The sequence below is a fragment of the Nocardia salmonicida genome, from assembly GCF_036142455.1.
Classification (GTDB): Bacteria; Actinomycetota; Actinomycetes; order Mycobacteriales; family Mycobacteriaceae; genus Nocardia; species Nocardia salmonicida.
On record NZ_CP108014.1, the window covers coordinates 5739849 to 5763651 of the forward strand.

At 66.4% G+C, this 23803-nt stretch carries 25 protein-coding genes and 1 tRNA gene; 10 read left to right on the top strand and 16 right to left on the bottom strand.

Annotated features, from left to right (window positions below; translation table 11 throughout):
• The first annotated feature begins 52 nt into the window (after positions 1-52).
• Entirely contained in the window at positions 53-562 is a 510-nt protein-coding gene (locus tag OHS03_RS26895) for a hypothetical protein (protein ID WP_328657930.1), read from the top strand.
• On the opposite strand, the gene dcd is transcribed toward OHS03_RS26895, so the two are convergent.
• A complete protein-coding gene (gene dcd, locus OHS03_RS26900) occupies positions 481-1080 on the bottom strand; it encodes a dCTP deaminase (RefSeq protein WP_056823535.1) in 600 nt (199 codons plus the stop codon). The genes OHS03_RS26895 and dcd overlap by 82 nt on opposite strands.
• Positions 1081-1242: 162 nt before the next feature.
• On the opposite strand from dcd, the gene OHS03_RS26905 reads away from it, so the two are divergent.
• Positions 1243-1313, top strand: a tRNA-Gly gene (locus OHS03_RS26905).
• Positions 1314-1466: 153 nt separating this feature from the next.
• Positions 1467-2312, top strand: coding sequence for a CPBP family intramembrane glutamic endopeptidase (locus OHS03_RS26910; RefSeq protein ID WP_328657931.1), 846 nt, complete (start codon positions 1467-1469; stop codon positions 2310-2312).
• A 16-nt stretch (positions 2313-2328) separates the two neighbouring features.
• On the opposite strand, the gene OHS03_RS26915 is transcribed toward OHS03_RS26910, so the two are convergent.
• The 5 genes from OHS03_RS26915 to OHS03_RS26935 form a co-directional block, all read right to left on the bottom strand.
• The gene (locus OHS03_RS26915; RefSeq protein WP_056823586.1) at positions 2329-2826 is read right to left on the bottom strand and encodes a flavin reductase family protein; all 498 of its coding nucleotides are present in this window, start codon (positions 2824-2826) and stop codon (positions 2329-2331) included.
• A complete protein-coding gene (locus OHS03_RS26920; protein WP_328657933.1) occupies positions 2819-3346 on the bottom strand; it encodes an NADPH-dependent FMN reductase in 528 nt (175 codons plus the stop codon). Before OHS03_RS26920 ends, OHS03_RS26915 begins: the two co-directional genes overlap by 8 nt.
• 27 nt (positions 3347-3373) lie before the next feature.
• On the bottom strand, positions 3374-4645 hold the full coding sequence (locus OHS03_RS26925; protein WP_328657935.1) for an SfnB family sulfur acquisition oxidoreductase: 1272 nt from the start codon (positions 4643-4645) through the stop codon (positions 3374-3376).
• Entirely contained in the window at positions 4645-5760 is a 1116-nt protein-coding gene (sfnG, locus tag OHS03_RS26930; protein WP_062987762.1) for a dimethylsulfone monooxygenase SfnG, read from the bottom strand. Before sfnG ends, OHS03_RS26925 begins: the two co-directional genes overlap by 1 nt.
• 93 nt (positions 5761-5853) lie before the next feature.
• Complete coding sequence (locus OHS03_RS26935; RefSeq protein ID WP_056823598.1) at positions 5854-6171, bottom strand: hypothetical protein; 318 nt, start codon at positions 6169-6171, stop codon at positions 5854-5856.
• A gap of 114 nt (positions 6172-6285) precedes the next feature.
• On the opposite strand from OHS03_RS26935, the gene OHS03_RS26940 reads away from it, so the two are divergent.
• The 3 genes from OHS03_RS26940 to OHS03_RS26950 all read left to right on the top strand — a co-directional run bounded on the left by OHS03_RS26940 (position 6286) and on the right by OHS03_RS26950 (position 9110).
• Positions 6286-7035, top strand: coding sequence for a crotonase/enoyl-CoA hydratase family protein (locus OHS03_RS26940; RefSeq protein WP_328657937.1), 750 nt, complete (start codon positions 6286-6288; stop codon positions 7033-7035).
• Between the two features lie 167 nt (positions 7036-7202).
• A complete protein-coding gene (locus tag OHS03_RS26945) occupies positions 7203-8309 on the top strand; it encodes a glycoside hydrolase family 183 protein (RefSeq protein WP_328657939.1) in 1107 nt (368 codons plus the stop codon).
• 129 nt (positions 8310-8438) lie between these two features.
• Positions 8439-9110, top strand: a complete 672-nt coding sequence (locus OHS03_RS26950) for a class I SAM-dependent methyltransferase (RefSeq protein WP_328657942.1) — start codon at positions 8439-8441, stop codon at positions 9108-9110.
• Here the strand turns inward: OHS03_RS26950 and OHS03_RS26955 are convergent, their stop codons facing one another.
• Positions 9111-9707 (bottom strand): alpha/beta hydrolase family protein, encoded by a 597-nt coding sequence (locus tag OHS03_RS26955; protein ID WP_328657944.1) that lies wholly within the window; start codon positions 9705-9707, stop codon positions 9111-9113. It abuts the gene before it with no gap.
• Positions 9708-9918: 211 nt separating this feature from the next.
• Between OHS03_RS26955 and OHS03_RS26960 the strand changes: the two genes are divergently transcribed.
• On the top strand, positions 9919-11754 hold the full coding sequence (locus tag OHS03_RS26960) for an acyl-CoA dehydrogenase (RefSeq protein WP_062987752.1): 1836 nt from the start codon (positions 9919-9921) through the stop codon (positions 11752-11754).
• Between the two features lie 356 nt (positions 11755-12110).
• A complete protein-coding gene (locus OHS03_RS26965; protein WP_056823617.1) occupies positions 12111-12824 on the top strand; it encodes an MmyB family transcriptional regulator in 714 nt (237 codons plus the stop codon).
• Between the two features lie 54 nt (positions 12825-12878).
• On the opposite strand, the gene OHS03_RS26970 is transcribed toward OHS03_RS26965, so the two are convergent.
• Together OHS03_RS26970 and OHS03_RS26975 are read right to left on the bottom strand one after the other, a co-directional pair.
• Complete coding sequence (locus OHS03_RS26970) at positions 12879-13133, bottom strand: hypothetical protein (RefSeq protein WP_328657946.1); 255 nt, start codon at positions 13131-13133, stop codon at positions 12879-12881.
• Between the two features lie 267 nt (positions 13134-13400).
• On the bottom strand, positions 13401-14375 hold the full coding sequence (locus OHS03_RS26975; protein WP_328657948.1) for a GlxA family transcriptional regulator: 975 nt from the start codon (positions 14373-14375) through the stop codon (positions 13401-13403).
• A 74-nt stretch (positions 14376-14449) separates the two neighbouring features.
• On the opposite strand from OHS03_RS26975, the gene OHS03_RS26980 reads away from it, so the two are divergent.
• Positions 14450-15031, top strand: coding sequence for a cysteine hydrolase family protein (locus OHS03_RS26980; protein WP_328657950.1), 582 nt, complete (start codon positions 14450-14452; stop codon positions 15029-15031).
• A gap of 99 nt (positions 15032-15130) precedes the next feature.
• Here OHS03_RS26980 and OHS03_RS26985 read toward each other — a convergent pair whose 3' ends face one another.
• The 3 genes from OHS03_RS26985 to OHS03_RS26995 form a co-directional block, all read right to left on the bottom strand.
• Complete coding sequence (locus OHS03_RS26985) at positions 15131-15658, bottom strand: hypothetical protein (RefSeq protein WP_062987741.1); 528 nt, start codon at positions 15656-15658, stop codon at positions 15131-15133.
• Positions 15659-16141: 483 nt separating this feature from the next.
• Positions 16142-17011, bottom strand: coding sequence for a MaoC family dehydratase (locus OHS03_RS26990; protein ID WP_328657952.1), 870 nt, complete (start codon positions 17009-17011; stop codon positions 16142-16144).
• Positions 17011-18366: a 3-oxoacyl-ACP reductase gene (locus OHS03_RS26995; protein ID WP_328657954.1), complete on the bottom strand. Its 1356-nt coding sequence runs from the start codon at positions 18364-18366 to the stop codon at positions 17011-17013. Before OHS03_RS26995 ends, OHS03_RS26990 begins: the two co-directional genes overlap by 1 nt.
• Before the next feature lie 205 nt (positions 18367-18571).
• Here OHS03_RS26995 and OHS03_RS27000 point away from each other — a divergent pair, with 205 nt between their 5' ends.
• A complete protein-coding gene (locus OHS03_RS27000; protein WP_328657956.1) occupies positions 18572-19918 on the top strand; it encodes an acetyl-CoA C-acetyltransferase in 1347 nt (448 codons plus the stop codon).
• A 73-nt stretch (positions 19919-19991) separates the two neighbouring features.
• Here OHS03_RS27000 and OHS03_RS27005 read toward each other — a convergent pair whose 3' ends face one another.
• The 4 genes from OHS03_RS27005 to gnd form a co-directional block, all read right to left on the bottom strand.
• The gene (locus OHS03_RS27005; RefSeq protein WP_157125352.1) at positions 19992-20219 is read right to left on the bottom strand and encodes a hypothetical protein; all 228 of its coding nucleotides are present in this window, start codon (positions 20217-20219) and stop codon (positions 19992-19994) included.
• A gap of 140 nt (positions 20220-20359) precedes the next feature.
• Positions 20360-21337 (bottom strand): alpha/beta hydrolase, encoded by a 978-nt coding sequence (locus OHS03_RS27010; RefSeq protein ID WP_062987735.1) that lies wholly within the window; start codon positions 21335-21337, stop codon positions 20360-20362.
• Positions 21338-21444: 107 nt separating this feature from the next.
• On the bottom strand, positions 21445-22143 hold the full coding sequence (locus tag OHS03_RS27015; RefSeq protein WP_062987733.1) for a hypothetical protein: 699 nt from the start codon (positions 22141-22143) through the stop codon (positions 21445-21447).
• Between the two features lie 327 nt (positions 22144-22470).
• Positions 22471-23502: a phosphogluconate dehydrogenase (NAD(+)-dependent, decarboxylating) gene (gene gnd, locus OHS03_RS27020; protein WP_328657957.1), complete on the bottom strand. Its 1032-nt coding sequence runs from the start codon at positions 23500-23502 to the stop codon at positions 22471-22473.
• Positions 23503-23803: the final 301 nt, after the last annotated feature.

Consider the following 23803-nt stretch of genomic DNA (forward strand, 5'->3'; position numbering starts at 1 on the left):
AGGGCGGTGCGGGGCAGTGGTCAGGCCCTCCCATATGCGGGATTCTGGAAGCGTGGAAGCCAGAACTGTCGACGACTGGGTGCAGTGTTACCAGCGCGAATTCCGGCTACCCGTCCGCGAGCGCGGTGGCTTTGTGATGCTGCCGATCACCGACCGGCTCTGCGTGGTGCATCTGCCGACCACGCGCGCCGAGAAGGTGCTCATGGCGCTGCGTGAGCAACGCTGTGAGGGTCCGGTGCTGGCACGTCAGATCCGCTGGAGCGTGCTCGCCGCACCCGACGCCAGGCCCTCCGAGGAAGAGGCCGCCGAGCTCGCGGGGCTCGATATCGATATCCCCGGCATCGGCAGCGCCGTGATGCTGCCGACCAATCTGGGTCGCTGGAGCCGCGAGGGTTGCCACTGGGTGCGCCCGCCGTCCGGTGGCGGAGACACCCTGCCCGCCCTGTCGCTGGTGCTGCGTATCGCGGTGGCGGCAGGCCCTCAGCGCGTCTCGACCGCGCTCAAAGAATCGGGCGACAAGGGAAAATTGAGGTACGACCGCGACGGCGTCGGCCCCCGCTGATTCTGGTACTTCGACCCGGCTTTCGCACTGCCGTACGGGTGCTCGGCCGGGCTCGACAGCCGGATCAGGCACAGCTGCCCGATCTTCATCCCCGGCCACAGCGTGATCGGCAGATTCGCCACGTTCGACAGCTCCAGGGTGATGTGCCCACTGAACCCCGGATCGATGAACCCCGCCGTCGAATGCGTGAGCAACCCGAGCCGCCCCAGACTCGACTTACCCTCCAGCCGCCCCGCCAGATCGTCGGGCAGCGAGCACACCTCGAGCGTCGACCCGAGCACGAACTCCCCCGGATGCAGCACGAACGGCTCCCCCGGCTTCGGCTCCACGAGACTGGTCAGCTCGTCCTGCTGCTGCGCCGGATCGATATGGGTGTAGCGACTGTTGTCGAACACCCGGAACAGCCCGTCGAGGCGCACGTCGATACTCGACGGCTGAACCATCGACTCGAGCATCGGTTCGACGCCGAGCCGCCCCGCGGCGATCTCGGCCCTGATGTCACGATCGGAGAGCAGCACCGGCCCAGTGTAGGCAGCTGCACCCCAGGTAGAACCCCCACCCCTGCGGCTCCGTTCAGCGAGCGCCCTCGTCAGCCCACCGGCGACGAAGGCAGACGCATCAACACTTGCCTCGCACGGCGAGAGGTCTGATAGAGTCGCGAACGCGCCCAACAGCGCACTGCCGATGTAGTTCAATGGTAGAACTTCTGCTTCCCAAGCAGATGGCGCGGGTTCGATTCCCGTCATCGGCTCAACAACGAAAGACCCCAAGATCACTTGGGGTCTTTCGTCATTTCTACGACAGATCAGCGGCGAACCCGACTCGCTGGCAAATCCCCGCTGTCGGAAGACGCATCACATACCGTGGACATGCTCAGCCTTGCCCGAGAGAGCATGGAGTCGTCATGACCGATACGGTGCCTGTGTCGCAGGAACAACGCGGCCTGCGGGGCTTCATGAATCGCGGCGGATTCTGGCGATTTCTCGCCTTCCTCGTTGTCTATCTGGTGATCTACCTCGGTTCCGGCTTCGTGATCGGCCGCCTCGGCGGGCACTATGTCGACGATGATCTGCTGAGCAGTCTGGGTAGCGTGTTCCTCCAGGTCACCGCATCATTGATCATCGGAGCCGTTGTGCTGGCGGCGTTCTCCGCGTATCTGGGCTGGAACCGGGAGCTGTACGGCCGACAGCCCATCTACCGGTCGAAGTGGATGTGGATCGCACCGGTGATCGTCGCTACGCCGATCGTGCTGCGCGTGCTCGGGATCGACTGGGGCCTGCATCAGGCCGACGTCGTCGCGCTCCTGCTCGCCACCGGATTGCTGATCGGCTTCGTCGAGGAACTCACCTACCGTGGGTTCGCAGTCAAGATGCTGCGCGACGGGGGCCACGGTGAGTTGGTGGTCGCGGCCGTGACCTCGCTCGCCTTCGCGCTGTCGCACAGCATGAATCTGCTCGGCGGGCAGTCGATCACGGTCGTCGGCCCCACCATCCTCTACACCTTCTCCTTCGGCGTTCTGATGTACCTGACGATGCGGGTGACCGGTTTTCTGCTGGGTGCGATGGTGCTGCACGGCTTGACCGACCCGACCACGATGCTCGCCACCGGCGGCGTCGACGAGGTCGCCGCCGACGCGTCCTCGGGCGGTCTCCTCCAAGCCGCCGGCCTGTTCACCATGCTCTTGATCATCAGCGGTTACGTGCTGGTGCTCTTCATCCGCGGCCGAGTGAAGGATCAGCGCCCGTCCTGAGCGGTACGACGAAGGTTCAGCCCGTGTGCAGAGTCCGGAACTTACTGCCGTGGAACACCAGTGGATCGATGTCCTCCCGTGCGGCGACACGATTCACGCGCAGGATCACCACGAGGTGATCGCCTGCGCTGACCTGCGTTTCCGGCACCCCTTCGATCCAGGCCGTCGCGCCGTCGATGAACACCGCCTCGCCGGTACCCCGGTGCAGGGCGGTCTCGCGGAAGCGGTCGCCGTTGCGGGCGCCGAGCGCCTTGGCCGCCGCCTGCTGGTCGGTGCCGAGCAGACTCAGGCCGAGGTGGCCCGCGCCTGCCAGCTTGGGCCAGGTCGATGACGAGTTCTGCACGCAGAACGACACGAGCGGCGGATCGAGGGAGACGGGCACGAAGGTGCTCACCGCCAAACCGTGTGGGACGCCGTCGATCTCGGCGCACACGGCCACTACGCCGCTGGGGAAGTTGGCGAAGGCGCGGCGTAAGCCGTTGCCGTCGGCGGGAAATTCCAAGAGCTCATGCATGATTCGTTGCCTCCACCGGCCGCACGGCCGGGTCTGTCAGTGCCTCGGCGACGGGTCCCCATCGCCGGGCGTATTCCTCGATGACGCCGTCCTCACCGAAAGTCCGGTCGGACAGATAGAGCCCGGGCAGCGCGGCGGTGCCACCGATTTCCACCAGCACGGGCTTGAGCAGCAGATCGGGTGCGAGCGCGTGGGCCGGACCCGCGCCGAGCATCACCGGCACGGTCACCACACCGGCCAGGCCGGTACCGCCGTCGAACTGTTCGAGGAACAGCTTCAGCAGCCCGGTGTAGGTGGCCTTGAAGGTCGGACTGGCGAACACGACGAGTTCGGAGGTCGCGACGGTTTTCGCGGCCGCCGTCACCGCCGGGTCACCCCAGCCGAGCAGGCCCGGCCCGAGGGTGACCAGGTCGATCACCTGTGGCTCGGTATCAGGGCGAAGCGCCCGCGCGACCTGCACCGCCGCGGCGAGGGTGCGCGAAGCGGGTTTCGGGTTTCCGACGACGACCGTCACTGTCATGGGCTGTCCTTGTCTCGCATGGTGGGTCTAGATCACGCCGTGCAGCGGCGGCGGTCGGTTGTGCAGAACGGCCCGGCCGATGTGCTGGTATTTCCAGCGAACCGGGTCGTGCAGCGTGTGGGTGCGCGCGTTGCGCCAGAAATGGTCGAGCCGGTGCTCGGACGCGGCGCTGCGGGTACCGCCCACTTCGAATATCGCGGCGGACACCTCGTTCGCAGCACGGTCGGCGAGGATCTTGGCCGTGGCGACGGCGATCGATGCCCGCGCGCCCGCGCTATCGACGTGCGCCACCGGATCCTCGCCCTCCGCGATCACCCCGGGCCGCACCGCCGCGTCGACCGCCGCACCCGCGGCGATCAGCGTCGATTCAGCGGCCGACACGGCAACAGCCAGTTCGCCGAACCGCTGCACGACGAGCGGATCGTCAGCCGCATTCGCCACCTGGGCCTCGAACCAGGGCCTGCTCCGCGTCCGGACGAACTCCGCCGCCGCCTCCAAGGCACCGCGTGCGATACCCGCGTCGATGCCGGCGTGCAGGAGCTGGGCGAACGCGCCGTAGCCGGTCGGCGCGTTGACCGCGGACGCCCGCGAGACCAGCTGCTCATGCCCGACCTCTACCGCGTCGAACTCGACCGTCCCGCTGCCGGTTGTCCGCTGCCCCAGCACATCCCAGTCGTCGACGATCCGTACGCCCGGCTCGAGCGCGGGCACGAAAGCCACGTACTCCCCAGGCGCGAGCCCCGAAATGCCCTGTGGATCATCGAGTCTGGTCAACACCGCGAGCACATCGGCGAACAGCGACCCGGTGCAATAGAACTTCGTCCCCTCGACGGCGAACCGCCGCGCACCGCCGCGCCCGGCCGCACCATCGACCGGCCGCAGCACCGTCGCGATCTCGGCGACCGTCGCCCCGCTGCGTTCGGACTGCGCGTTGGCGATCCGCGCACCAGCGAGCACCTTGCCGAAGTAGTCCCGCTGCTGCGCGTGAGTTCCCGCCAGCCGCAACAGGTTCAGATACACGAAGTGACTGTGCGGCACCTGCGCGATATTCGGATCGGCCGCGGCCAGGATCCGCACTACTTCGGCCACCACGCTCGGCGGGAGGTCGGCGCCACCGAATTCGGCGGGCACGGTGATCGCGAGCAAGCCACTGGCCGAGAGCTGATCCAGCTCCTCGTGCGGCAGCCGACGCGAGAGATCGCGCTCGGCGGCACCAGCGGCGAACGCCTCGGCCAACTCGGCCGCGATCCGCACCGCCTGGTCGGCCGTGGCGATCCGCTCAGCGGTCACCACCGTCATCAGCGTCCCGCCGCGACCGGCGTCGCGGCGGCCTCCAGTTCACGCACCAGCGGCAGCACCTTGGCGCCGAAGTATTCGACCTCTTCCTGGAAGTGCAGGAACCCGGCCAGGATCAGGTCGACGCCGAGCGCCCGGTAGGCCACGATCCGCTCGGCGATCTGCTCGGGCGTGCCGATGAGCCCCGTCCGGAAGCCGTCGTTGTACTGGACCAGATCCTCGAACGTGGAATCGGCCCACATGCCCTTGCGATCACCGGTGGACGCGCCCGCCTGCTGCACCGCGTCGCGGAACCCTTGCACGGCGGGCTTGTTCGCCTTCTCGACGATCTCGCGCAAGGTGTCGCGCGCTTCCTTCTCGGTATCGCGGGCGATGATGAACCCGTTGAGCCCGAACTTCACCTCGCGATCGTTGTCCCTGGCGACCTCGCGCAGATCGTCCAATTGCTCTGTGACGCCGTCGAAGTCCTTGCCGTTGGAGAAGTACCAGTCCGCGTGGCGGCCACCGTTGCGGCGGGCCGCCGTGGAGTTACCACCTTGGAACAGTTCGGGATTGGGCCGTTCGGGGGTATTGAGCGGCTTCGGCTTCAGGGTGAAGTCGCGGATCCGGTAGAAGTCGCCGCCGTAGTTCACCGCGTCCTCGGTCCAGATCTTGCGGATCACCTCGAGGAACTCGGCGCTGCGCCGGTACCGCTCGTCGTGTTCGAGCCACGGCTCGCCCAGCGCCTTGAACTCACCGGCGAACCAGCCCGACACCACATTGATCGCGAACCGGCCGCCGGACAGGTGGTCGGCCGTGGCGCCGAACTTGGCCAGCACCGCCGGATGCCACAGTCCAGGATGGATGGCGGCGATCACCTTGAGCCGCTCGGTGGCGGCCAGCAGCGCGAGGCTGAACGAGGTCGACTCGTGCTGGAACTCGGCGCCATAGGACGCGGTGTAGCGCACCTGGGTGAGCGCGTAGTCGAAACCGTTGCGCTCCGCGGTCTGGGCGAGCTTCTTGTTGTAGTCGAAATCCCAGCTGGTGCGCTGCTCGATATCGCTGGTCACCAGCCCGCCACTGACGTTGGGTACCCAGTAGGCGAATGAGACCTGGTCGGCGATTCTCTCCGTGGTCACGGGCAGTTCCTCCTCGTCGTCGGCTGTTCCAGTGCAACACCGGCAGCCGACCCCGACGAGGGTTTGAATCGACGCGATCGATACGGGCTCCGCTCAGCTCCCCACGCGTACGCAATCCGCGGCGATCTTCGACTGCGCCGAGCTCACCTTGGCCGCGTCGCCCTCGCTGAGCAGCTTGGCCGGATCGTCGGACTGCGCGTTCGACACCATCACCCGCAGCCCCTCCTGCGACATCCCCGAGTCGAGGAATACCTGCGCGGCGCAGTCGGCCAGCGCGGGATTACTCAACCCCTTGTCCTGCAACGACTTCGACAGCTCGGCCTGAGTAACCGCCGGTGCCTCGTCGCCACTGCCGCAGGCCGCCAGCACCGGCAGCGCGAGCAGCGCCGCGGCCATCAGACAGATCCGCATTCGGTGAGTCCTTTCGATCGTCGCGCATCGAATGACGCGCGATGCGTTCGGATCATGCCGCACCGTCGTCCGCGTGGCCACCCACTCGAACTGACTCGCGAGTAAGATAGCGATATGGGAGACCACATCACCGTCCGCTTCGACAACGACCGCGCCTATGTCGAATTGAACCGGCCCGGCAAACACAACGGGCTCACTCTGGAAATGCTCCGCGATCTTGTCGAGGCGGCTCGAAAAGTGGCCGAACACAAGACAACCCGCGCTGTCATCCTCACCGGAAACGGCCCGAGTTTCAGTAGCGGACTCGATATCGCCGCCGCCACTCGCAATCCGGTGGCTATCGTCAAAGAATTCCTCCCTCGGCCCCTGCGCGGCACCAATACCTTCCAGGAAGCCTGTTGGGCCTGGCGCCGACTCGACGTCCCGGTGATCGCCGCGGTCCACGGGCGCTGCTTCGGCGGCGGCCTCCAGATCGCACTGGCCGCCGACTTCCGGATCGCCGCCCCCACGGCCGAATTCTCGGTCATGGAAGTCGCCCACGGCCTGATTCCCGACATGACGGGCCCAGCCGCGTTGTCACAGCTCATCGGCATCGACCAGGCCAAGTTGCTGGCGATGACCGCCGACTCGATCGACGCCGACTACGCGCTCCGGATCGGCCTGATCACCGACGTCGCAGACGACCCCGTGAAGGCCGCGCAGGCCCTCGCCGACCGCGTCACCGCCCGCGACCGCGCCGCGGTGACCGCCGCCAAGCACCTGTTCGACCGCTCGTGGCACCGCGCTCCCCGTGCGACCTTCGCCGCCGAGCGGTTGGCCCAACTGCCATTGCTCCTGCGTAAGGCCATGAGTAGTAGCGGCTGACAAGCAATCCACCTGCAAATTCATGTCGGCTACCCAACGTATGTACCGCATATCACTCTTAGCTGCTGTTAGCATCGCTTCGATTCGCTGACCAGCCGAAGAGTGGTACGTGACGGAAAAGCCGCGACGTTCCCGGATTTCGGCCTGACCCGGAGGCTCGAACACCTGTGAACAAGACCGGATCCATCCTGCTGTCCGCACTCGCAGGTACTACGGCCTTGCTGGTGAGCGCCGCGCCTCCCGCCGTGGCGAACCCGAACGCCATCAACCCGATTCCGGTCCTCAACGGCACCAATGGCCTGCCCACCCTGCACGGACGCACCCAGGCGGTCTTCCAGGTCACGGGCATGGCCAGCCCCAACAACACCCAGAACTACAACGTTCTCGGCACCGACCTCGGCATCATGTGGGACAACGGGCGCGGCGAGATGCTCACCGCCTTCGGCGACACCGCGGGCATCGGCTTCCCCAACCTGCTCGCGGGCAGTACCTGGGCGTGGCGCTCCAACATCCTGGTCCGCAGCCACGACCAGAACCCGGCCGACGGGGTCATGTTCAACAGTGTCGTGCGCGATGTCATCGGCCAGGCACGCGACCTGATCCCCAGCCCCAAGATCCCCTTCCTCGAGATCAGCCGCATCCCCACCGCGGGCATCTCGGCCAACGGCGTGCAGTACATGTCGCTGATGTCGGTGAAGACCTGGGACGCCCCCGGTGAATGGACCACGAGCTTCTCCGGCCTCGCCGCCTCGGCCGACAACGGCGAGACCTGGGCCGATCTCGGCCACACCCGCCGTCCCGACGAGGGCGGCAACGCCAACTTCCAGATGAACAGCTTCGTGAAGGACGGCGGCTTCGTCTACGAATACGGCACCCGCTCCGGCCGCAACAACGAGGCCTTCATCGCCCGCGTCCCCGAAGCCCAGATCGAGAACCTCGCCGCCTACGAGTACTGGGACGGCCACGAGTGGAAGCTCAACGACGTGAACGCGGCGGCACCCATCATGGGCGGCGTCGGCGAACTCTCGGTGATGTACAACGAGTACCTCGGCCAGTTCATCTCCCTCACCACCGACCCGTTCAACTCTGTGGTGATGCGCCGCGCGTCCTCGCCGGTGGGCCCGTGGAGCGACCCGGAGGTGCTCATCGATGCCCGTGAACTCCCCACCGCCTACGCCCCGTCGATCTTCCCGTACCAAACCGGCCGCGACCTGTACTTCATGACCACCATCCACACCCAGTACAACGTCGTACTCATGCGCACCACGCTGTGAAGGTTTGACCAGCTCTAGTGAGTACATGGGTAACTCACGGGGAACGGGCTACCATGGCTTCGACCTACCGCCAGCCGCGTCGCTACCAGTTACGCCCCTGAGTCTGGCTTGAATTCGCGGGGAGGCGGAATGAGCGCGGCGGATTGGGACTCGCGTTATGCGCGCAGTGAATTGGTTTGGGGCGCACCGCCGAACAGCACCGTCGTCGAACATGTGTACGGCCTCGACCGCAGAATCCCCCTGCTCCCCGACGAATCAGGGGTGGCGCCGTCGCTCCCGCGGGCTCTCGACTTGGCCTGCGGCGAGGGCCGCCACGCACTCTGGCTGGCTACCCACGGCTGGCAGGTGACCGCCGTCGACTTCTCCCAGGTGGGGATCGACAAGGGCAGAACCGTCGCCGCTCGCCTGTCGCGCTCGGTCCGTTCTCGCGTGCACTGGCAAACAGCCGACATCACCGACCTCGAAGCCGCCGACATCACCGGCCCCTTCGAACTGATCCTGATGGTCTTCGTCCACCTCCCCGCCGACGAGCGCCGCACCCTGCTGCACCAACTGTCCGACATGCTCGCCCCCGGCGGCATGCTCCTGGTCCTCGGTCATGCCACTCGCAACATCACCGACGGCTACGGCGGCCCGCAGGAAGCGCAGATCCTGTTCTCCCCCGAAGATCTGCGAGCCGACCTCGCCCGCGACGACATCACTATCTCCCTCGCGAATGAGATCTTCCGCCCCACCGAGGGCCCCGACGCGATCGATTCCCTGCTCATCGCCGAACGCCCGCTCCCCGAACCCACCGACTGATCACCGCGCCCACCGGGCGAACCAGGGGGCCACGGCCGCCGCGATGACGTCGAATCCGGTGCGGAACGAGTGCGCTTGCTTGGGAATCACCCGTACTTCGGCGGCGTCTGCGGCGTCGGGCACCCCGAACGGGTCACTACCCCCGTTGATCACCACGACCTCGATATCTCCGGTCGCCAGCAGCTCATCGCGCCTGCTCTTCTCCGGCTTGCCCGGCGGATGCAACGGGAACGACAGCGCGATGACGCCCCTCGCCCCGACCGCCACCGCTGTGCGACACGCGACCCGCGCGCCGTTGCTGCGACCCCCCTGAACAACCGGCACTCCGGGAAATCTCGCCCGCAACGCCGCCACGATCTCGAGCCAGGCCCGGTCCTGCTTGTCCGCGTTCCCCGGCGCCCGCCCACCGGCAACCCGATAGGGCTGCACCACCCGAGCTACCGTCCCGCCCGCTTCGACGGCCGAATCACGCACGGCCAGAATATCTTCGGCATCGACGCCGCCACCGGCCCCATGCGTGATCACCAGCAGGAACGCCGGGTCACGCACCTCGTCGAGCTCGATCTCGGCCGGTCCCACAGTCGTCTCGATGCGCACATCTCACGGTAGCCCCGAGGTCGCGGCGAGCAACGCCTCCGCAGCCGCGCGTGTTTTTCACATCACATTGCCGCCTACCCCTTTGCCGAGACCATTACCCACCGGTAATATGATGGATAAGTTACCCGCGAGTAGCATGCGGAAAACCGGCGACGGGCGGGAACGGCACACCACCGACCGCACCAGAACTCAATGGAGAGTGAGTACTCACATGGGCCACTACAAGGCAAACGTTCGCGACCTCGAGTTCAACCTCTTCGAGGTCCTCGGCATCGACAAGGTGCTCGACGCAGGCGCCTTCGGCGACCTGGACACCGACACCGTCAAGGAAATGCTCTCCGAGGTCCGCCGGCTGGCCGAAGGCCCGCTGGCTGAATCCTTCGCCGACGCGGACCGCAACCCGCCCGTGTTCGACCCGAACACCCACACCGTCGCCATCCCCGAGTCCTTCAAGAAGTCCTACAAGGCGCTCGAAGACGGCGAGTGGGCCAAGGTCCCGCTGAACGAGGAGCTCGGTGGCCTCGGTGCCCCGTCCGCCGTCGCGTGGGCCCTGTCGGAGATGGTGCTCGGCGCCAACCCGCCCATCCAGATGTACGCCGCGGGCGCGGGCTTCGCGCAGGTGTTCTTCAACAACGGCACCGACGAGCAGAAGAAGTGGGCGGCCAAGATCGCCGACCGCAACTGGGGCGCCACCATGGTGCTGACCGAGCCCGATGCCGGTTCCGACGTCGGCGCCGGCCGCGCCAAGGCGATCAAGCAGGAAGACGGCACCTGGCACATCGAGGGCGTCAAGCGCTTCATCACCTCGGGTGACTCCGACGACATGTTCGAGAACATCATGCACCTGGTGCTGGCTCGTCCCGAGGGCGCCGGACCGGGCACCAAGGGCCTGTCGCTGTTCTACGTACCCAAGACCCACTTCGACTTCGACACCGAGACCTACGGCGACCGCAACGGCGTCTTCGTCACCAACGTCGAGCACAAGATGGGCATCAAGGCCTCGGCCACCTGTGAGGTCACCTTCGGCGGCCACGGCGTGCCCGCCAAGGGTTGGCTGGTCGGCGAGGTGCACAACGGCATCGCGCAGATGTTCGACGTCATCGAGAACGCTCGCATGATGGTGGGCACCAAGGCCATCGCGACCCTGTCGACCGGTTACCTGAACGCGCTGGAGTACGCCAAGACCCGCGTCCAGGGTGCCGACCTGACCCAGATGACCGACAAGGCCGCGCCCCGCGTGACCATCACCCACCACCCGGACGTGCGTCGTTCGCTGGCCACCCAGAAGGCATACGCCGAGGGCCTGCGCGCGATCTACCTCTACACCGCCGCGCACCAGAACCCGGAAATCGCCGAGGTCGTCTCGGGTGCGGACAAGGACGTCGCGTTCCGCGTGAACGACCTGCTGCTCCCGATCGTCAAGGGTGTCGGCTCCGAGCGCGCCTACCAGTACCTGACCGATTCGCTGCAGACCTTCGGAGGCTCGGGCTTCCTGCAGGACTACCCGATCGAGCAGTACATCCGCGACGCGAAGATCGACTCCCTCTACGAGGGCACCACCGCCATTCAGGCGCAGGACTTCTTCTTCCGCAAGATCGCGCGTGACCGCGGTGTGGCCCTGGCCCACGTGGCGGGCCAGATCCAGAAGTTCCTGGAGTCCGACTCGGCCAACGAGCGCCTCAAGGGCGAGCGAAAGCTGCTCGCCACCGCGCTCGAGGACGTGCAGACCATGGCCGCCACCCTGACCGGCCACCTGATGGGCGCCCAGGAGCAGCCGACCGAGCTGTACAAGGTCGGCCTGGGTTCGGTGCGTTTCCTGATGGCCGTCGGCGACCTGTTCATCGGCTGGATGCTGCTGAACCAGGCCGAGATCGCCCTCGCCGCGCTCGACAACGGCGCCACCGGCTCCGACGTCGCCTTCTACACCGGCAAGGTCGCCTCGGCGCAGTTCTTCGCCCGCAACGTCCTACCCGAGCTGACCGCAACCCGCGCGATCCTCGCCAACCTGGACAACGACATCATGGACCTGGACGAAGCCGCCTTCTGAGGTTTCTCACCTGATCCACGCAAAACGGGCCGGAGCATTCAGCTCCGGCCCGTTTTCTGTCTCTGCCTCTATGCGGAGCCGCTGGAGAGTGCAGCGAGCGTCGTGAGGAAGTACATCAGGCCATCCATGAAAAATCTCCTTCGAAGTGGGTCGGCCATTCCTATCACGGAATGGTTACCTACAACCTTGCCGAGGTGAACGCCGAGCGAACATGCCCGCTCAGTCCTCCTTCGACGCGGTGAGCACCTGAAACCAGCGCGCTGACGGGCTCGGCGGTCGCGGTTCCCCGCCGTCCGGCTACCCACCCGGCGTACCCTGGGATCTACCGTCGGTCGGGGTGAGGCTCGGGGGTTGAGATGGCCGAAAGCACTGCGCTCAGTGTGTATCTGCGCGAGCGGCGACTGGCTGCGGGGCTAGCACGGGGCGAACTCGCCACTCGCACACAGCTCGCGCCACTTCTCATCAGCCAGATCGAATCCGGGGCTCTCGTCCCGAATCCCCCGATGCTGCAACGACTTTTCGACAGCCTCGACGTGCCCCAGTGGTATCGCAAACACATCCTGGTCCGCGGCCTGCCCGCCATCGAATCCGGCACCGCACCCACGACCCCCTCGGCCGAAGACCTCGCCGACCTGGCCAGCCTCACCCATCCCGCCTGCTTCGCCCGCTTCCCCACCATGGACATGCTCGCCGCGAACTCCGACTACCAGCGCCTGTTCCCCGGCCTCGGCGCCGGCGTGAACATGCTCGAGTGGATGTTCCTCAACCCCGTGGCGAAGAAGGTCTACCTCGACTGGACCACCGAAGCCCAGCTCCTGGTCCACGCCTTCCGCATGCTCGCCCCGCTCGCCCCCTCTCAGCGCATCACCGCCATCACCGCGGCATGCAGCGACTCTCCCGACTGGGATCCGGTGTGGACCAGCGAAGTTCGTCCACAGGACATCGCGCGGCGCCACCTGCGCCTGCGCGAACGCAGCACCGGTCTGGAGCGACGCATGATGCTGCGCGTCTACGACCCCGCGTTCCCCAGCCGCCCGTGGTGGCTGTACCGCCTGATCCCCGTTCGATGACACACAGCGAAGCCCCCGTCGCCGCGACGACGGGGGCCCACGATTCTTCCGGAGTTACTCGCCGGACCCGGACGTCAGCTGCTCCAGCAGCGCCGCGAGACCGTCTGCCGAACCGGTCTCGGCCTCTTCCTCGACGACGTCCTCGGCTTCCTCGCCCGATCCCGAAGTCAGCGAGGCCAGGATCGCGGCCAGCTGCTCCGACGACCCGGTGCTGGGGGCAGGCTCTTCCGCCGACGCCGTGCCCGCACCGAGCACGGCGATGCTCGCCGCCGCGGCCATAGCCACACCGAAGACACGAATCTTGCTCATTGTGAACCCCTCATTGTTCAGATTTGCCACGGATTTCCGCCGCACAAGATGTTTAACAGCGGAAGAACCCTCGACGGCAGACCAATGAAAGGGGGGCAAGACAAGTTTCAGGCCGCCGAGCCACTCACCAACAGCTGCAACAGCCCGGTCATTCCCCACAACATCGTCGTAGCCGACCCGGTCGGCCATTCCTCCGCAATACCCATTCCCGAAACCTCTTACTGCTCATACCATCACCGATAATTTCCTGATCGACATCATAGTGAGTCACCCGATACGAAATCGGCGGCGGTACTCGTTGGGGGTCGTATCGAGCTGGCGGCGGAAGGCACGCGCGAGCGTATCGATGGTGTTGAAACCGCAAGTGGTAGCGATTCGTTGGAGCGTTTCGTCGCTCGTCTCGAGCCGATGCCGCGCCACCTCCACCCGCGCCGACTCGATATACGCTGCGGGCGTCATCCCGAGTTCGGTGCGAAAGATGCGCGTGAGCTGGCGTTCACTGACATGGACCTGCTCGGCGAGGTCGGTCACCGTCAGCGGATTCGCGATATTGCGCGCGATGTAGTGCCGCAGATCCTCGATCCGCCGAGTGGTCGACACCGGCTCGAGCGACACACTGAACTGGCTCTGCCCACTCGGCCGTTTCAGATACATCACCAGCTGGCGAGCAACCCGCAACGCCAACTCGTCCCCGAAATCATCGGCCACCAGTGCCAGCGTGAGATCTAAGCAAGCCGTGAGTCCCGCACCCGTCCAGATGTTTTCGTCGCGAATATAGATCGGATCCGCATCGACGATGACCTCAGGATGCTCGGCGGCCAACTGCTGCGCCGTCGACCAATGCGTGGTCGCCCGCTTCCCGTCGAGCAGCCCCGCGGCCGCCAGAATATGCGCACCGACACACACCGAAGCCACCCGCCGAGCCCCCTCGGCCAACCGCGCCACCGCCGCTACCACCCCCGAATCGACCACCGCGCTGACCCGCCGGTGACTGTCCGTCTCCACCGCCCCCGGCACCACCACCGTGTCCACCCGCCCCAACTCGGCGAACGTCACATCCGGCAGAATCCGCACCCCCGCCGAGGTGGTCACCGCCTCCATCGACTCGGCGGCCAACACCACCCGATACCCCGTCGGCTCGCCCATCTCCCGCTGCAGCAGCGAGAACACCTCCGGCGGGCCCGTGACGTCCAGCAGATCCACCCGATCGAACAACACGATCACCACGAGCCGCTCAGTCACCCACCACCTCCATGTCCGAATCTGCAGGTTACATGACATTGCCGACATGACACGGCGTCCATACCGTGGATCCCATGACCTCCACGACCCTGCGCGAACTCAACGGCTTCGACGAAACCCCCGCTTCCCTGACCAACTCCACCCTCGTCCTGATCGACTACCAGAACACCTACGCCCAGGGCGTCATGGAGCTGACCGGCTGGGAACCCGCCATCGACGCAGCCGCCGAACTCCTCACCGCGGCCAGGGCGGCAGGCACCCCCGTCATCCACGTCATCAACGACGGCGGCAAAGACACCCCCTACGACATCACCACCGACATCGGCCGAATCCATCCCCAGCTGTCCCCAACCCCCGACGAACCCACCGTCGTCAAATCCGTCCCCAACGCCTTCGTGAACACCGACCTCGCCGAATTGGTCGACGCCGCAGGCAACACCAACCTCATCATCGCCGGCTTCATGACGCATATGTGCGTCACCTTCACCACCGAAGGAGCCTTCCTCCGAGGCAACACCCCCACCGTGGTCGCCAACGCCTGCGCCACCCGCCCCCTCGGCGAAGTCCCCGCAGCCCAACTCCACGCCAGCGCCCTGGCCACCATCACCGACCTCTACGGCATCGTCGTCCCCACCCCCAACGACCTCAACGCCTGATCCGCAGACCGACTGGTGAATCACTGTTGCGCAGGGCCGCATACCTTTTCGAGCATGCGGCCCCACGCTTCCGATATCAGCTTCGAGTGGACCGGAACGCTACGACGGGCAGTTGACCGTGTACTCCCACTGGGTGTCATTCGGACCCGTGACCCGAACACTCACCGTCGATGACGACCCCGCGGGCAACGAGACGACTCGAGATCCGGTGCCCTGGTTGGCATTGTCGCCGACGTAGCCGGTGTCGAGCACCTGCCCGCCTTCGTAGAAGACCTGAATACGGTCGGGAATGTTGAGGGTTTCGTAGGTCAGGACGAACGAGGTGGGTCCGGTGACGCCGAGCTGGTGCGTGGTGTTGGTGACGCCCGCCCCACCCGACTTGGTCGAGCGGTTGCACTGCTGCACGGTCTCGGAGGACCCGCCGCTCGAGCTACCGCCGAGGATTCCGCTGCCGGTATCGAGCAGATCCCCCAGAATCCCACTGCCCGTGTCGATCACCCCGCTGCCGGTCTCGCCGCTGCCGGTGTCCGCGCCGGCCACTCCGGCGCCGGCGACAAGCGACAGTGCCGCTCCCACCACGGCCACCGTCCGAAGAATCCCCCGATTCGAAAGACTGATCTTGTTCATAACGCTTCCTCCACAACACTTCTCGCCACGGATCTGGATCAGGTGAAGCCGCCGACGCGACCGAACGATCGCTGGGCAAGAGAAGTTCTACACGCGTTGCGGAGGATCCGGAGGGCTCGAAATTCGGCCATCGCCGTGTTCGGATGCCGAATAGTTGCCCGGTAAGCGAGCACTCGATATTGGCGGTCGGGCAACACCACGAACGCAGCCCACCGCGCCTCGAGCAATTTCTTAGCACGCAGAAGAAAACACCGGACGGTAGACCAACATGGGCATTTCACTGCCTCATGGCAACTGTGCAGCGAATCAATTCAGGCCGATGAGTAAAGTCACAGCAATTCCGAGTAACAGCACCCATCACGATGACGATCGCCCGAAGCGCAAGGGCCCGAACATATTCCGCAGTGGGAACCTGTCCACCGCGCCCGAATACCGCAAGGGCCGCACACCCCCCTGGAGCGTGCGGCCCTTGTGGCTGGAGACTCAGCGCACGGTGGCGGTGAGGTGGGGGTAGCCCTTTTTGGGGTGCAGGATGGAGAGATCCCAGCCGGATCCGACCTGGTCGGCGTAGATGTTCACCGAGGACGGAAGGAAGATCGGCTTACCGAATTTGACCGCGTAGGTGGTCTTTTCGGGAACACGGCCCTCGATGGTGCTGAGGATCGCGGCGGCGGACCACATGCCGTGGGCGATGGTTTGCGGGAAACCCATTGCCTTGGCACCGATTCCGGAGACATGAATCGGATTGCGGTCGCCCGAGGCCGCGGCGTAGCGGTTGATCAATTTCTGATCGACGCGCTGCACGCGCAGCGGAGGCGGCGGCACCTCGTCGGCCGGAGGTTCCGACTTGGGACCGCCGGAGAGAGAGGTACGCTGCTGGTGCAGGAGGGTCGATACCTGCCGCCAGACGAGCTCGCGGCCTACCCGGATCTCCGTAACCGCGTCTACCAGAAGACCTTTCGGGTGTTCGCGAAGGTTCTCGATGTATGCGGAGAAGTCGAGGGGCTCGGCGGCGGAGATCTCCCGGGTGCGCTCGATGACGTTCTCGAAGTGCACCGCGCCGACCGCCGTGAACGGGAAGTCCCGCGCCACCATCAGTTCCATCATCAACGGGAACGCGAGGATGAAGGGGTAGGTCAGCGGCAGGGTGTCGCTGAAACGCAGGCCGGTGGCGTGGCAGTAGGCGGCCAGGTGGTCGGAGTCGATCCGCACGCCGTCGACGACGACGCGACGGTCGGGCAGGGTCGGCTTGCGACCCGACAGCGCGGCGGGCAGCGGGATGGCGCCCAGCGCCGCCTTCGCGTACAGGCCGCCGTTCTTGGGAACCTCGGTGAGGGTGATCGTCTGGGTCATCAGGCGCCGATCAGGCTCTGACCGCAGACGCGAACCACGTTGCCGCTCACCGCGTTCGACGCGGGGCTCGCGAAGTAGGCGATGGTCTCGGCGACGTCGACGGTCTGGCCGCCCTGCAGCAGCGAGCTCATCAGGCGACCGGCCTCCCTGGTGCCGACGGGGATGGCGGCGGTCATCGCGGTCTCGATGAAGCCGGGCGCCACCGCGTTGATGGTGATGCCCTTCTCGGCCAGCAGCGGGGACTCGGCGTCGACCATACCGATGACGCCCGCCTTGGACGCGCCGTAGTTGGTCTGACCACGGTTGCCCGCGATGCCCGCGATGGAGGACACGTCAATCACGCGACCGCCTTCCTTGAGCACACCCTTGGCGACGAGGCCGGAGGTGATGCGGTGCGGGGCAGCGAGATTGACGTTGATCACCGAGCTCCAGCGACCCTCGTCCATGTTGGCGAGCAGCTTGTCGCGGGTGATGCCTGCATTGTGGACGACGATGTCGATGCCGCCGAAACGCTCGGTGGCGAACTCGGCCAGACGCTCGGCGGCGTCGGGCGCGGTGACGTCGAGAGCCAGCGCGGTGGCGCCGATCTTGTTCGCGGTGTCGGACAGGGCCTCGCCCGCGGCGGGGATGTCGGCGACGATCACGGTGGCGCCGTCACGGGCGAACACCTCGGCGATGGTGGCGCCGATACCGCGTGCGGCACCGGTCACGACAGCGACCTTGCCGGCGAGCGGCTTGTCCCACGAAGCCGGGGCGACAGAATCGGCGGAACCGACGCGGATGACCTGACCGTCGACGAAGGCCGACTTGCCCGAGAGCAGGAAGCGCAGGGTCGACTCGAGGCCGGTCGCGGCGGCACCCGCTTCGGGGTGCACGTAGACGAGCTGGCCGGTGGCGCCGCGCAGCAGCTCCTTGGCGACCGAACGCGAGAAGCCCTCGAGCGCGCGCTGGGCGATCTGCTCATCGACCGAGCCGGCCAGTTCGGGGGTGGTGCCGAGAACCACGACACGCCCCGAAGGAGCGAGGTTGCGCATGGCGGGCTGGAAGAATTCGAACAGCTGCGCGAGCTTGTCGATCGAGTCGATGCCGGTGGCGTCGAAGACCAACGCGCCGTACTTGGTGCCCGAGTCGAGCGAGTCCGCGACGGTGTAGTCCGACAGCAGCGCGCGGACCGGCTCGGCCAGGCGGCCCTTGCCACCGAGCAGCACCGGGCCGGGCAGGGCGGGCTCGCCCGCCTTGTATCGGCGCAGCTCAGCCGGCTGTGGGAGGCCCAGTTTGCTCGCGAGGAACGCGCCGGGGGCGGAGTGGATGAAAGATCCGTAGAGGTTCGGTGCACCCTTGCTCTTGGCTGCCACTGTTCCTACCTTCTCTGTGCTCGACGAGTGTGTGACCGTGCTCCGCCCAGTGTCCCCCGTGTGAGCGCACACTTGCGGGTACGGTGTCGACAACGAACTTACTCCGGAGTAAGTTTAATGTAAACCGATACGACGCCGCGACCGCACGGGGGCCTATTCCACCGGCCGGCGTTACCCGGAACCGACGAGACCATGGAGAACTCGAGTGACAAGCAAAGCCCGCTCGGCGACGGCCAAGGACAGCACTGCTCAGACCAGCACTGCCAAGGCCGCGAAGACCCAGCGCCCGGTCGCCATCGTTGGCGGCAACCGAATCCCCTTCGCTCGCTCGGACAAGGCCTACGCCAAGGCGTCCAACCAGGACATGTTCACCGCGGCCCTCGACGGGCTGGTCAGCCGGTTCGGGCTGCAGGGCGAGCGCCTCGGCATGGTCGTCGGCGGCGCCGTGCTCAAGAAGGTCGGCGAGCACAGCCTGATCCGCGAAAGCGTGCTCGGCTCGAAGCTCTCGCCCTACACCCCGGCCCACGACCTGCAGCTCGCCTGTGGCACCGGCCTGCAGTCGATCGTGACCGTCGGCGACGCGATCGCCCTCGGCCGTATCGAGTCCGGCATCGGCGGCGGCGCCGACACCACCTCCGACGCGCCGATCGGCGTGAGCGAGGACATGCGCGAGTGGATGCTCACCGCCAACCGCGCCAGGACCAACAAGGACAAGCTCAAGCTGGTCGGCCAGCTGCGCCCCTCGATGCTCGGCATCGAGATCCCCAAGAACGCCGAGCCGCGCACCGGGCTGTCGATGGGTGAACACGCCGCCATCACCGCCAAGGAATTCGGCGTGGCCCGCGAGGCGCAGGACGAGCTGGCCTACCTCTCGCACAAGAACATGGCGGCCGCCTACGACCGAGGCTTCTTCGACGACCTGGTCACCCCGTTCCTCGGCCTGACCCGTGACGACAACCTGCGTCCCGGCTCGACCGTGGAGAAGCTGTCCACCCTGAAGCCGGTGTTCGGCGTCAAGGCGGGCGACGCGACCATGACCGCGGGCAACTCGACCCCGCTCACCGACGGCGCGTCGGCGGTGCTGCTGTCCACCGACGAGTGGGCCGCCGAGCACAAGCTGCCGGTGCTCGCGCACCTGGTGGACTCCGAGGTCGCCGCGGTGGATTACATCCACGGCCCCGACGGCCTGCTGATGGCGCCCACCTACGCGGTGGCGCGTCTGCTGGCCCGCAACGGCCTGACCCTGCAGGACTTCGACTACTACGAGATCCACGAGGCCTTCGCCTCCGTGGTGCTGGCCACGCTGGCCGCGTGGGAGTCCGACGCCTACTGCAAGGAGCGCCTCGGCCTCGACGGCGCGCTCGGCTCCATCGACCGCAGCAAGCTCAACGTGAACGGTTCTTCGCTCGCCGCGGGCCACCCGTTCGCCGCGACCGGCGGACGCATCGTCGCCTCGACCGCGAAGCTGCTGGCGGAGAAGGGATCCGGCCGCGCGCTGGTTTCCATCTGCGCCGCGGGCGGCCAGGGCGTGGTGGCGATCATCGAGCGCTAGTCCGCGCCGATCACACAGCGACGGCGGGTGGTCTCCGATTCTTCGGAGACCACCCGCCGTTCGTTGTCAGACCTCAGCGGCACATCGGGTTCGGGTGCGGCTGCGAGGAACCCCATGGTCCGCAGATGAGGAGCTTGATGAAGCCGAGGGGAATATCGATCGCGGCGGAACCGGTTCCGGCGGAACCCGATTCGGCTACCACAGCCGGTTGCGCGGGAGCGGCGAGCGCGGCGGGCGCGCCTGCGGCGATTCCGGCGACAGCCGCGGTGGCAACAAGGACTCGGATCATTCGACGATGCATGACTAGCCTTTCAAAGGACAAACTGAGCGAAGCTAATAACCACATCGGGTGCCCCGAGACGGGCGTTATCCATAACTTCCATGGGCTTGACGCCTCGAATTACTCAGTGCTACAAGCCATTCACGTTGCGCGAAGCACCGTCAGTTCGCGTCGATAGCGGCGGCGAGAAGTGGCCAGGATTTGTGCAGGTCTTGTTCCCAGTACTGCCAGGTGTGGGTGCCCGCGGGGCGGAATTCGGCGTGGGCGGGAATGTTCAGTTCCGCGAGCCGGGCGGCGAGTCGCTGGGTGCACAGGTTGGCGGCGGCCTCGATGGCGCCGCCGAGGAGGATCTGGTCGGTCATGCCGATGACTTTTCCGGGCGTGGCACCGGGCGGGAGAGTTTCGGCGGCGCCGGGCAGACCGTTCGCGCTGGAGAGGTAGATCGCTTTGCCGCGCAGACGTTCCGCGTTGAGGTAGGCGTCGTTCGCGCGCCAGGCTGGATCGCCGGGCGGGCCCCACATGTTGGCCGGGTCGGCTCCGCCACGGGCCAGGACGAAATCGATGTAGGCACGACTCACCGGGTCATCCACCGAGGCGCAGCCGCTGTAGGCGCCGACCGCGCGGTAGCGGTCGGGAGCGGCGATGGCCAGGTTGAGCACCGCCGTGGCCGACATCGACAGGCCCGCGATGGCGTTCACACCGGTGGTGTTCATGGTGGCGTCGATGATCGGCGGGAGTTCTTCGGTGAGGAAGGTCTGCCACTTGTTGCGGCCGAGCTTCGGATCGTCGCGCTGCCAGTCGGTGTAGTACGAGAACGCGCCTGCGGCAGGCGTGACCACGTTGACGTTCTTGTCGGCGAAGAACTGCACGATGTCGGTCTGGTTGTACCAGTTCGCGATGTCCTCACCGCCACCCGCGCCGTTGAGCAGATACAGCGTCGGCCGTGGCGCGCTGGTGTCGTGTGGGGTGATGACCTGCAGCGGGATCACCCGGTCCATCGACGCGGAGTACACGTGCAACATCTGCTGCCGCTGGCCTGGCCGTTCGATCCGATCCAGCCTCGATCCGTCCGCGTCGGCCGTCCCGATCGACGCGACCGACAGCGCGGTGACAGCGAGCGCGGTCAGCACCGTCCGCATGCAGGTGAACAAGAGTCCTCACAGAGTTCGAATCGAATCGCGCCACACAGAGAATGGTTCGCCGGGACGGCAGCGCGAATCCGTCCCGGCGACCAGGTGCTACGCGATCAGCTACCGATCAGATCGCCCAGCACGTCGGAGATGATGTCGCTCAGCGAGCCGGTGGAGCTCAGCTGGCCATCATCGGAACCCAGCCCGTTGTCGCCGAGGCTGCCGATCACCGTCTCGCCCGCGTTGGCGCCGCGCGCGGTGAAACAGGCAGTGAGGCCGGGCATTTCATTGCTGACACCCACGGTGCCCGCGACGCCGACGCCACCGCTGGTGACCATCTGGCCCACCTTGATGCCGCTGGGCACCGGGTAGGTGATGGTCAAGGTGACCGGGTTGCCGGAGTTGACGAACCAGCCGGTGCTCGTCACCTTCCAGCCGCCCGCGTTGGGCTCGGCGGTGACGTCCTCGGTGACCTGGCCGCCGACCGCGTGATAGGCGGTGATGGTGGCCTTGGTCGGCGCGCCGAAGCCGACCGGTGGGAAGTCGGTGATGGTGTTGACGTACGGGTTGCCGATCCCGGTGGTGCCGACGATCACCTTGTAGGTGACCGAGGTGCCGACGCCGATCTGCTCGGCGCTGGCGATCTTGTCGTAGACGTGGGTGACACCGACGGTGCTCCAGTCCTGCTTGGTGTCGTGACTGCTCACCGCGCAGGTGGCGGCGGCGGCGACGCCGGATCCAAGGCCGACACCGACACCGGCGACGACCAGAGCGGTGGTGGCGACGCCCGCGGCGATACGCGAAGTCCGGAACATGATTTTCCTCCATAGCCCCGGCCGACACGGCCGGAGCGAATTCCTCATCAGGTGGGCTTTCCCCCCTCTGACCACAAGGTATAGGTCTGATTGGACGATTGTCCTGGAAAATAGGAACGTGTTCTTATTTTGTGGAACATGATCGTTTTACTCTGCGGCACGGGTAAGATCCGAGAATTTTCGATCCTTCTGAATCCGTCCGAAAACGCGACAACCGGCCCTCCGTCTGGCGACGAAGGGCCGGTTGCGGGCGTCAAGGGGGCTATCGCCTACTGCTGCGGCAGCTCGTTGTGGCCACCGAACGCCTTTCGGAATAGGCGCGTCTGGCTACTGCTGCGGCAGCTCGTTGTGGCCACCGAACGCCTTTCGCATGGCCGAGAGCATCTTGTCGGCGTAGAGGGCCTGGCCGCGGGAGGAGAAGCGCTGATAGAGGGCTGCGGAGAGGATCGGGACGGGGACCGCGGTGTCGATGGCGGCGTCGACGGTCCAGCGGCCTTCGCCGGAGTCGGAGACTCGACCACTGTAGGAGTCCAGGTCGGGGTCGGCGACCAGCGCCGATGCGGTGAGATCGAGGAGCCAGGAAGCGACGACCGAACCGCGACGCCACACCTCGGTGATGGCCGGAATGTCCAGGTCGTACATGTAGTACTCGGGGTGCTCCATCGGCGTCTCCTCGGCGGAGTGCTCACCGTGCAGGTACTCCGAGCCCGCGTTGGCGTGCTCGAGAATGTTGAGACCCTCGGCGTAGGCGCCCATCGCGCCGTACTCGATGCCGTTGTGCACCATCTTCACGAAGTGGCCCGCACCGTGCGGACCGCACAGCAGGTAGCCCTTCTCCGCCTGCGACGGCTCACCGGTGCGGCCAGGGGTGCGCGGGGCCGACTCGTAGCCCGGAGCGATGGTCTTCAGCAGCGGCTCCAGGTAGTCGACCTGGGCCTGGTTCCCGCCGATCATCAGGCAGTAGCCGCGCTGTAGGCCGAAAACGCCACCCGAGGTGCCGATGTCCAGATAGTGAATGCCCTTGGGCTCCAGCGCCTTCGCGCGTTTGATGTCCTCGTGGTAGCGACTGTTTCCGCCGTCGATGATGATGTCGCCCGGCTCGAGCAGCTCGGCGACGTTCTCGATCACCGCACCGGTGGCGCCTGCGGGGATCATCACCCACACCACGCGAGGAACCTCGAGCCTGCCGATGAAATCGGCCAGGTCGGTCGTGCCGCTGAACTTGTCACCGAGCTCGGATTCCAGGTCGGCGAGGGGCCCTGGGTGGCGCTCGTACCCCACGGCGGTGTGCCCGTCGCGCACGATACGGCGCACGATGTTGGCACCCATCCGGCCGAGGCCGATCATTCCCAGCTGCATCAGTTCTCCTCGTTGTCCGGTCCGTGGTGTCGAGTCTCACCTCGATTGTCTCGCGCCGCAGCGACCTCGGCCGTGGGGGCGTCGCCCCGCGCGCCGAAATTCTTCCGAATGGGCTGTAACGCCCCGCTCCGGGCCACGATAAACAGATCGGCTCCGTGTAGTTGCCAGACCCCCGACCCGGCAACTACACGGAGCCTTTCTGCTGCCCCCGACCCGGTGCCGAGCTGCCGAGCGCGCCGAAGCGCGTTACCCTCGGGCCGGACCCCGCAAACATTCGGGGCCAACCTAACGGAAGGACCTC